At 44.4% G+C, this 9,324-nt stretch carries 5 protein-coding genes; 4 read left to right on the top strand and 1 reads right to left on the bottom strand.

Annotation, left to right across the window (positions count from 1 at the left end):
• The first annotated feature begins 468 nt into the window (after nt 1–468).
• Nucleotides 469–3,072, top strand: coding sequence for a GAF domain-containing protein (locus tag RIC07_RS36115; RefSeq protein WP_446398712.1), 2,604 nt, complete (start codon nt 469–471; stop codon nt 3,070–3,072).
• A 52-nt stretch (nt 3,073–3,124) separates the two neighbouring features.
• On the opposite strand, the gene RIC07_RS36110 is transcribed toward RIC07_RS36115, so the two are convergent.
• On the bottom strand, nt 3,125–3,652 hold the full coding sequence (locus RIC07_RS36110; protein WP_446398711.1) for a DUF3122 domain-containing protein: 528 nt from the start codon (nt 3,650–3,652) through the stop codon (nt 3,125–3,127).
• Between the two features lie 229 nt (nt 3,653–3,881).
• Between RIC07_RS36110 and RIC07_RS36105 the strand changes: the two genes are divergently transcribed.
• The 3 genes from RIC07_RS36105 to RIC07_RS36095 all read left to right on the top strand — a co-directional run bounded on the left by RIC07_RS36105 (nt 3,882) and on the right by RIC07_RS36095 (nt 9,060).
• On the top strand, nt 3,882–4,217 hold the full coding sequence (locus RIC07_RS36105) for a cupin domain-containing protein (RefSeq protein WP_446398710.1): 336 nt from the start codon (nt 3,882–3,884) through the stop codon (nt 4,215–4,217).
• Between the two features lie 424 nt (nt 4,218–4,641).
• Nucleotides 4,642–7,032, top strand: coding sequence for a PAS domain S-box protein (locus RIC07_RS36100; RefSeq protein WP_446398709.1), 2,391 nt, complete (start codon nt 4,642–4,644; stop codon nt 7,030–7,032).
• Nucleotides 7,033–7,182: 150 nt separating this feature from the next.
• Entirely contained in the window at nt 7,183–9,060 is a 1,878-nt protein-coding gene (locus tag RIC07_RS36095; protein WP_446398708.1) for a sensor histidine kinase, read from the top strand.
• Nucleotides 9,061–9,324: the final 264 nt, after the last annotated feature.

The raw sequence follows: 9,324 nt of genomic DNA, 5'->3' as shown, positions 1-9,324 counted from the left end.
ACGATTATTACAGTGTCTCTAACTGGGAACCGTTGGTTAAGGCTGATATCGAGCAACAACGCCGGGTATCAGCCAAGCTTTTGCGTTAACGGTTATCGACCAAAAGTTACACCGTGGACTTATACCAAGACAGAATTACTTATGGGTAGGTTTGTCTAGGTTTTTAGAAGCGGCAATCCTCAACTCAGCCAGCAGAAGTCCCTCTGGTCATGGAGTTAGGGCAGAAGGATGAGACAATAGAGGTAATAGTGAATGACAAAGGATATAAAACAAATAACAACTCAGACAGATAAATGTATCTAAAATTGAGATTGGTCTAAACTAACTGAAAACGGAAGCGTTTTTCAACGTTCACCGATATCGCTGCGCTTATTTGTTTTAAATCTCCCGACTGAAACAGTCAACCAGACGTGCATGAGCGTGCGTCTGACAGCCAGAGCAAAAAGTAGCTGTTCAACAGCGAATACTATGACACTGTCTAATGCCGGTAGCGTTCTTGCTACACTGACCCAGTTAACCCAACTCAATCGCACGAGCGTTTTAACTCATCGAGTTAAAGACTTATCCCTTCCCGAATTTATCTGCTTACTGGACTTCATCACCGCCGAATTTCAGCAATTTCTGCGGGCGCTGGAAATGATTAACCATGAAGCGCTGGAAACCATGCTGGAGCAGGTGATGGAGGCGTTTACCCTAAAAATCGGTCAACTCCTACAAGCTGAGCGTACTACTATCTTCCTCGTTGATGGTGACAAAGACCAGCTTTGGGCAAAAATTCCCTCTGGTGAGGACAACGCCGCCAAGGAAGTTCGCATTCCCCTAAATGTGGGTTTAGCGGGTCATGTGGCGACGACGGGCGAATCACTCAATATCACCGAAGCCTACAACCATCCCCTGTTTAATCCTGAAGTTGACGAATCTCCGGGCTATCATACCAATTCACTCTTGTGTATGCCCATTGTCAGTAGCAATAAAAAGATTGTCGCTGTCGTGCAGTTATTGAATAAAGCTGGGGGTGTACCGTTTGACGAAGAAGATGAACAGCGCTTCCGTGACTTTGCCGCCTCGATTGGCATTATCCTAGAAACCTGCCAATCATTCTACATGGCAGCCCGTAACCAACGCGGTGCAGCCGCCCTCCTGAAGGCAACTCAGTACCTGGGTCAAAGTTTAGACCTAGAAGCCACACTGCGTCTAGTCATGGATCAAGCGCGGGAGTTAATGCAAGCAGACCGCTCCACGTTATTTATGCTAAGTAAAGATGATGGGGAACTGTGGAGTAAGGTCGCGACGGCTGATGGCAAAGAGATTGTAGAAATCCGGATCTCAGCCAACCGGGGAATTGCAGGTTATGTGGCGTCTACGGGTCAACCGTTGAATATTGCCGATGCCTATAAAGATCCTCGCTTTGATCCAACGACGGACAAAAAAACAGGCTATGTCACCCGTAATATTCTCTGTATGCCTGTCTTTAACTCGGGTGGCGAATTAATTGGTGTGACTCAATTGATTAATAAGAATCAAGGCAGCTTCACCACCTCTGATGAAGAGTTTATGCGGGCATTTAATATTCAAGCGGGAATTGCCCTAGAGAACGCTAAACTTTTTGAAAATGTTCTGATCGAAAAGCAATATCAAAAAGATATCCTGCAAAGCCTTTCTGATGCGGTTATTTCTACCGATATGCAGGGACGGATTGTGACAATTAATGATGCGGCGCTAGGATTACTGGGATGTCCCTTACAACAACTCGACAATCGCAACCGTCAGTTGTGGGAGGAAAAACTCACCAATCGCTACGTCTGGGATGTTGTACCCATTGAACATCTCCAATTCCGGTTACAAGACAGCCTAACTACGGGGGCGAAGCATTACCTTCCTGAACAAAATTTAATGGTCGGTCTGTTTCAATGTCCCCTGGAAGAGATAGAAATACCGAATACTCCCCCCTATTGCCAATCCCATGATGATACTCATCTTTATCTCCTAGCTATTCCCAAAAGCAATGACCCCAAAACCTATAGTTTGTGGAATGAAGATCCTGATCATTCTGGAGCTTTAGGTTACCTGTCTAAACAGCAAGTCCAACCTATTGAACGGAGTATTAATTTAACAGTTAATCCGCTAACTAATCCCCAAGGAATGGTGCGAGGAGGTCTGGTTGTATTAGAAGATATTAGTCGAGAAAAGCGGCTGAAAACAACCATGTATCGCTACATGACTCCAGAGGTTGCGGATGAAGTCTTAGCCTTAGGTGAAGATGCGCTGATGCAGGGGAGTAAAAAGGATGTCACTATTTTATTTTCAGATATTCGGGGGTATACGACTTTAACCGAAAATTTGGGAGCGTCGGAAGTTGTATCGCTCCTGAATAAATACTTTGAAACAATGGTCGAATCGGTATTTGAGCATAAAGGAACCTTAGATAAATTTATTGGTGATGCACTGATGGCAGTTTTTGGCGCTCCCTTGGCGTTAAAAGAAAATCATGGCTGGATGGCGGTTCAATCCGCCTTAGATATGCGTTGGCGTTTAGCCAAATTTAATGAACCTCGGATGCGAAATCGCCAACCTTTAATTCATATTGGGATTGGAATTAGTTCGGGAGAAGTGGTGTCGGGTAATATTGGTTCCCACAAACGCATGGACTACACGGTTATCGGAGATGGTGTGAACCTCAGCGCCCGCCTGGAAAGTATTACGAAAGAGTACGGTTGTGATATTATCATTAGTGAATATACCTATAACCTCTGTCGCCATAATGTTTGGGTGCGGGAACTCGATAAAATCCGCGTGAAGGGGAAAAACCAAGCGGTCAGTATTTATCATTTGATTCAAGATATCGATACCCCTCTTAATGATAAAACCCACAAATTTTTAGATCTGTATGCTAAAGGGCGTCAGGCATACATAAGTCGCGACTTCTCGAAAGCAATTGTTTATTTTGAACAAGCCTATCAACTTGAACCTAATGATAAGCCAGTTTTGATTCATATTGAACGGGCTAAACATTATCAGAATAATCCTCCTCCCGATTATTGGGATGGCGTTCATACGATGACTAGAAAATAGGGGACAGGCACAAGTTTGAATTCCTTGATGTTAATCGACTACAGAACATTGTTCAAGTCTCGATTTCTGTGATCAATAATTGCCACTCGCTAACTAAAGATTTGGGAATAGTTAAGGAGAGGGGTTGTCCATGATTGAGGGGTATGGAAAGGGTCAGGGATTCATCCGCTTGTAATTTGGCAAAGACATCGGTGACATCATACTGACCCACATTAGGCGCTGGCGCTTCTTGGGCAAAGACATCAGGGGCGGTGAGCAGTTTACCACCTGCTGTGGCAATTTCCAAGAATTGGGGATGGGTAAAGTCCGCCATACCCGGAAAGCCGACTAACCGCAGATTCAGGCGCGTTGACTGACCTGGTATTATTTTTTTAAACAGAACTACCTGCCAAGTTCTTCCTGATTCATCTTTCAACGACTCCTGGGAGTGATAACGCATGATTCCCGGCGCGTCTTGGTGTTGTCGCAGTACAGCAACGGCTGGCGGAGTCAGGAAGGTGGCTTGAAATAGGAGTAATACCAGGAGGAATCTACCAAGCGTTAGAAGCAAAGAAAAGTATCGCTGAATAGGATGAACCATAAGTATTCGATATCAAGCTAACTCAAAGATGTTTGCATATTTCCCCAGAAGGCTTCGCGCATTCGTTACCCCCGCCAGAAACAACTATCAATAATACCAGCGATAGATGTGTCGGGGCGACCTGCCCACCTAAATTAACAACTCAACTTCATTAAATTTTATCGGGTCGCCCTTTATTCTCGCTAACATGGGATATCTTATTTAAATTGTGCCATAGGAGAAATTCATCATGACCAGTCAAATTCCCAGCCAATCATCGTTTGCATTGCAACTGCGCGATCGCATCGAATATCCTGAAGGAGGTGTGGTGAGTAAAGTTATTCATAAAGATGACCAGTGTGACCACACGTTGTTCTGTCTGGCGGCGGACACGAGCATTTCTGAACATACGTCACCTCGTAACGCTACGATTAATGTGATTGAAGGACAGGGGATCTTTACTTTGGAGGGTAAGGAGATTCAATTAGAACCGGGCGTGTTTATTTCAATGGAGGCGAATGCGCCCCATGCTTTAAAAGCTGAACAAAATTTGGCGTTTCTGTTAACGCTATGGAAAAATGAATGAGGTTGAAAATCCGAGGAGAAGTCAAGAGCCAGAATCAGCCTTGAACAAAGCTGCGTTACGCTTCACTCTCCTCACGATGGCGGCGTTACACAGCTAAAATTGTGGAATAGATTTTACCATTGAATCGGGCGCAAAGCTTTGCGCCCCTACAGTTTCTGGACGTAAGGTTAATTCATCAAATTGTTCATTGGGTTTAAACCCAAGGCGGGAAGACAGCGATAGGTGCAAGATGTGAGGGGCGGGTTTAGTTGTATCTGGGTGAGGGAAGAAACGATAATAGTCAAACTCGCCCCTACAGATTAAAATGGCACGTCTCTACATGTTCCCAATCCCCAATTAACCTAGATATGATACATCCCCTCGGCGAAACGGGAATACTTTAGTATAGCCGTCAAGCTAGTCCCGCTTTTGCCTAAGGATGTTCATGAGTCAACCATTACCTATCCCTGAATCCCTACCGCTTAAAGCCCTGAAGGAACAACGCGAGTTAACCGCAGCGCTGTTGGATTTAATCGGCGCGTTGGTTGTTGTTCTGGATGCTCAAGGACGAATTGTTTATTTCAATCACGCTTGTGAACAGTTAACGGGTTACATGCGCCAGGAAGTCCAAGGTAAATATGCTTGGGATTTATTAATCTTGCCGGAAGATGTCGCCTCAATTCAAGCCATTTTTGATCACTTAATCCCCGATGATTTCCCCAAACCCTGTGAAAGCTGCTGGGTGACGCGGGATGGAGACTGGCGCTGGATTGCGTGGATGGATACGGTTTGTCTAAATGAACAGGGGGCTGTTGAGTATGTAATGGCTACAGGGCGAGATATCACAGAACGTAAACAGACTGAAAAGACGCTGCGAAACTTGGCGATGTTGAATCAAGCGATTTTAGATAGTGCCAATTATACGATTATCTCTACTACTGTTGATGGTACAATTTCTACCTTTAATCGAGCGGCTGAGAAATGGCTCGGTTATTCGGCATCAGACGTTGTTGGTAAAACCACACCCGCTCTATTTCATGACCCTGAAGAAATTGTACAGCGATCGCGCGAACTTTGCCAAGAACTTAATACTCCGATTCAACCTGGATTTGAGACATTTATCACCAAGGCTCGTCGGGGAGAGATTGATGAACGAGAATGGACTTATATTCGCCACGATGGGAGTCGCTTTCCGGTTTTACTTTCGATTACCGCTTTATATAACTCCGATAACCAAATTGTCGGATTTTTGGGGATTAGTAGTGATATTAGTATCCGGAAACAAGCCGAACAATCCTTGCGCGACAGTCAGCACTTTAGACAACGCATTGCGGATACAGTACCCGGTATCTTGTACCTCTATGATGTGATAGAACAACGCAATGTTTATGCCAATCGTTCTACGGTTGAACTGTTAGGGTATACACCCCAAGATATTCAAGATATCGGTACAGAGTTTATGTCTCATCTGGTACATCCAGAGGATATTTCTCACATTCTAGACCATCAAAAGCACTTGACGACGCTTACCGAGGATGATCATCTCACGCTTGAGTATCGGATGAAACATGCCAATGGAGAATGGCGCTGGCTGCGGAGTCGAGAGACGGTTTTTTCTCGAACCCTTGAAGAATTACCAAAACTGGTTCTCGGTATCGCTGAAGATATTACTGACTATAAACGGGTTGAGGATGTCCTGCGTCAAACCAATGAAGACTTAGAACAGCGGGTCAAACAGCGAACGGCTGAGTTAGAAAATGCCCATAAACAATTACGATTTCATGTCGAAAATTCCCCCTTGGGAGTGATAGAGTGGGATAGTCAGTTTCGGGTTCAGGGTTGGTCAAAACAAGCCGAGCGTATTTTTGGCTGGAAGGCGGAGGAGGTTCTGGGCAAACAGTTGAATGATTGGCAATTTGTTTATCCGGATGACCTCGAATTTGTCCATCAGAAAGCCTTAAACCTGTTGAATCCAGAATCGCCACCTGAGATTATTGAAAACCGGAATCTAACTAAAGATGGCAATGTATTATATTGCCAGTGGTATAACTCTGTGTTGTTTGATGAATCAAACGCTGTCGTTTCTATTCTGTCTCTAGTGCAGGATCAGACAGAACGTAAGCAGGCTGAGGAACAACTCCAGCAACTGAATCAACAGCTTCAGCGTTCTAACCAAGAATTAGAACAATTTGCCTACGTCGCCTCCCACGATTTGCGAGAACCCCTGCGGAAAATTAGGAGTTATAGTGATTTATTGGTGAAACGCTATCAGGGTCAGTTAGATGAACGGGCGGATAAATATATCAGCTATATTACCGATAGTGTCATCCGGATGCAGGCGTTAATTACGGATTTATTGACCTATTCACGAGTCAGCCGCAATGAACTGGTTTTAGAACCGACGGATTTAGGTGAAATTCTTCAGCAGACGTTAACGGATTTAAGTCCAGCGATTGAAGAAAATCAGGCAATTATTAATACCAAAACTTTGCCCATTGTGCAAGCTAATCCCTTACAAATTAGGCAAGTTTTGCAGAATTTAATTGCTAACGCGATTAAATTTCGCCGCGAACAGCCGCCACAAATTAATATTAAGGCTGACTGTCAGGATGATTTTTGGCAGATTTCCATTCAAGATAATGGGATTGGCATTGATCCTAACTATAGTGATCGCATTTTTGCCATTTTTCAACGCCTACATTACCGCGAAGAGTATCCAGGGACAGGAATTGGGTTAGCTATTTGTCAAAAGATAGTGGAACGTCACGGCGGAAAAATTTGGGTCGAGTCAGAATTGGGTCAGGGAAGTACCTTCCACTTCACGTTAATAAAGTAGAAACATAGCATCTACGTCTGGAACACTCGGTCGGGGCGGGTTTAGTCGCATCTGGGTTAGAAAAGAAACGAGAGTAGTGAAACCCGCCCCTACACAAAACCATATCCAAAACGTTACTTCCCCTGTTCCCTGTTCCCTGTTCCCTAAAAAATGACCATTATGTATATTCCCCACGGACATTGTTATCTCTGGCAAACGAATTTAGTTGGACTGCATGTTATTAGTGATAGTTTGATTGCCTTAGCCTACTATTCTATTCCGATTACACTGCTGTACTTTATCCAAAAGCGGCAAGATGTACCTTTTAAAGGACTATTTTGGTTATTTAGTGCCTTTATTATTAGTTGTGGTACGACTCATTTAATGGGGATTGTCACCCTTTGGTATCCTATCTATTGGGTATCGGGATTGATTAAAGCCATAACCGCTTTTATTTCTATCTACACAGCTTTGGCAATAATCCCGATGCTCCCGCAAGCATTAAGCTTACCCAGTCCCGCCAAACTGAAGCAAATTAACGATGAGTTGGCTACTCAAATTGTCCAGCGAAAGGACATAGAAACATCATTGCGGGAAACGCAAGAGCGATTTATTTTAGCGGTTCGGGGGTCAGGGGATGGATTATGGGATTGGAATATTTTGACACAGGAGGTTTATTACTCACCTCGATTTAAACAGATTTTGGGTTATGACGAACAAGAAGGCGAAAATAATTATAATTTCTGGGAATCTAAAGTCCACCCCGATGATCGCGATCGCGTTTTGGCGGCGATGCAAGATCACTTAGAGAATCACGTTCCTTATGCCATAGAATATCGCCTTCAGAAAAAATCTGGCGACTATTGCTGGATTTATGCGCGGGCGCAAGCCATTTGGGATGAAATGGGAAAACCGACGCGAATGGCGGGTTCAATTAGTGATATCACGGATCGCAAACGCGCTGAAGAAGCTTTACAGCAAAGTGAGGCAAAATATCGGGCGTTAATTGATACCACGCAGACGGGTTATGTGGTACTGGATCAACAGGGTAAAGTGCTGGATGCAAATCAGGAATATAGTCGCGTTACGGGACATTGTAATGTATCCGATATTCTCGGTAAAACAGTTTTAGATTGGACAGCACCTTATGATTTAGAACGCAATGCGGCGGAAGTGCAAAAGGCGTTCATGGAACGATCGGTACAAAATTTAGAGATTGATTATTGTCATGCAAATGGTACAATTATTCCGATTGAAGTTAATGCCAGAGTGATCGACACCGACGAGGATTGTCGCATATTAGCCTTATGTCGAGATATTAGCGAACGCAAACAAGCCAGACAAGAACTTAAAGCCGCGATCGCGGATTTAGCCCGTTCTAATCAAGACTTAGAACAGTTTGCTTATGTCGCCTCCCATGATTTGCGAGAACCGCTGCGAAAAATTAGGAGTTACAGTGATTTGTTGGTGAAACGTTACCGGGGTCAACTTGACGAACGCGCCGATAAATATATCGCCTATATTACCGATGCAACCCAGAGAATGCAAAGCCTAATTAGCGACTTGTTAACCTATTCACGGGTAAGCAAACCGGAACTGATTCCCGAACCCACGGATTTGGGACACATTCTTAAGAAAACGCTGGCAGATTTAAGCCCTCTGATTAAAGAAAATAAGGCAATAATTACCGCCGACTCATTACCAACCGTTAAAGCCAATCCCACCCAAATGGCGCAACTGCTGCAAAACCTGATTACCAATGGGATTAAATTCCGTACCCAACAGCCGCCTCGCATCCATATCACCGCGACGCGAGAGGGTCAATTTTGGCAGATTGCGGTTCAGGATAATGGTATCGGAATGGAAGCCCAGTATTGCGATCGCATCTTTGTCATTTTCCAGCGTCTACATTACCGGGAAGAGTATCCAGGGACAGGGATTGGACTCGCCGTCTGCAAAAAAATAGTCGAACGTCACGGCGGACAAATCTGGGTAGAATCAGAGTTAGGACAAGGTAGCACCTTTTACTTTACACTACCCGCCGTGTAGGAGAGATGGGGAAGCTGGGGAAGCTGAGGAAGCTGGGGAAGCTGGGGAAGCTGGGGAAGTTAACTACAAAACTCTACCTTACCTATTCTATTGCCTATAGCCTATAGCCTGACGAATGACGAATGACAAATGACCAATGACCAATGACCAATGACCAATGACCAATGACCAATGACCAATGACCAATGACCAATGACCAATGACCAATGACCAATGACCAATGACCAATGACCAATGACCAATGACCAATGACCAATGACCAAT

Source organism: Coleofasciculus sp. E1-EBD-02 (assembly GCF_040218245.1).
Taxonomy (GTDB): domain Bacteria; phylum Cyanobacteriota; class Cyanobacteriia; order Cyanobacteriales; family Coleofasciculaceae; genus Coleofasciculus.
This window is presented reverse-complemented; position numbering and strand designations above follow the sequence as displayed.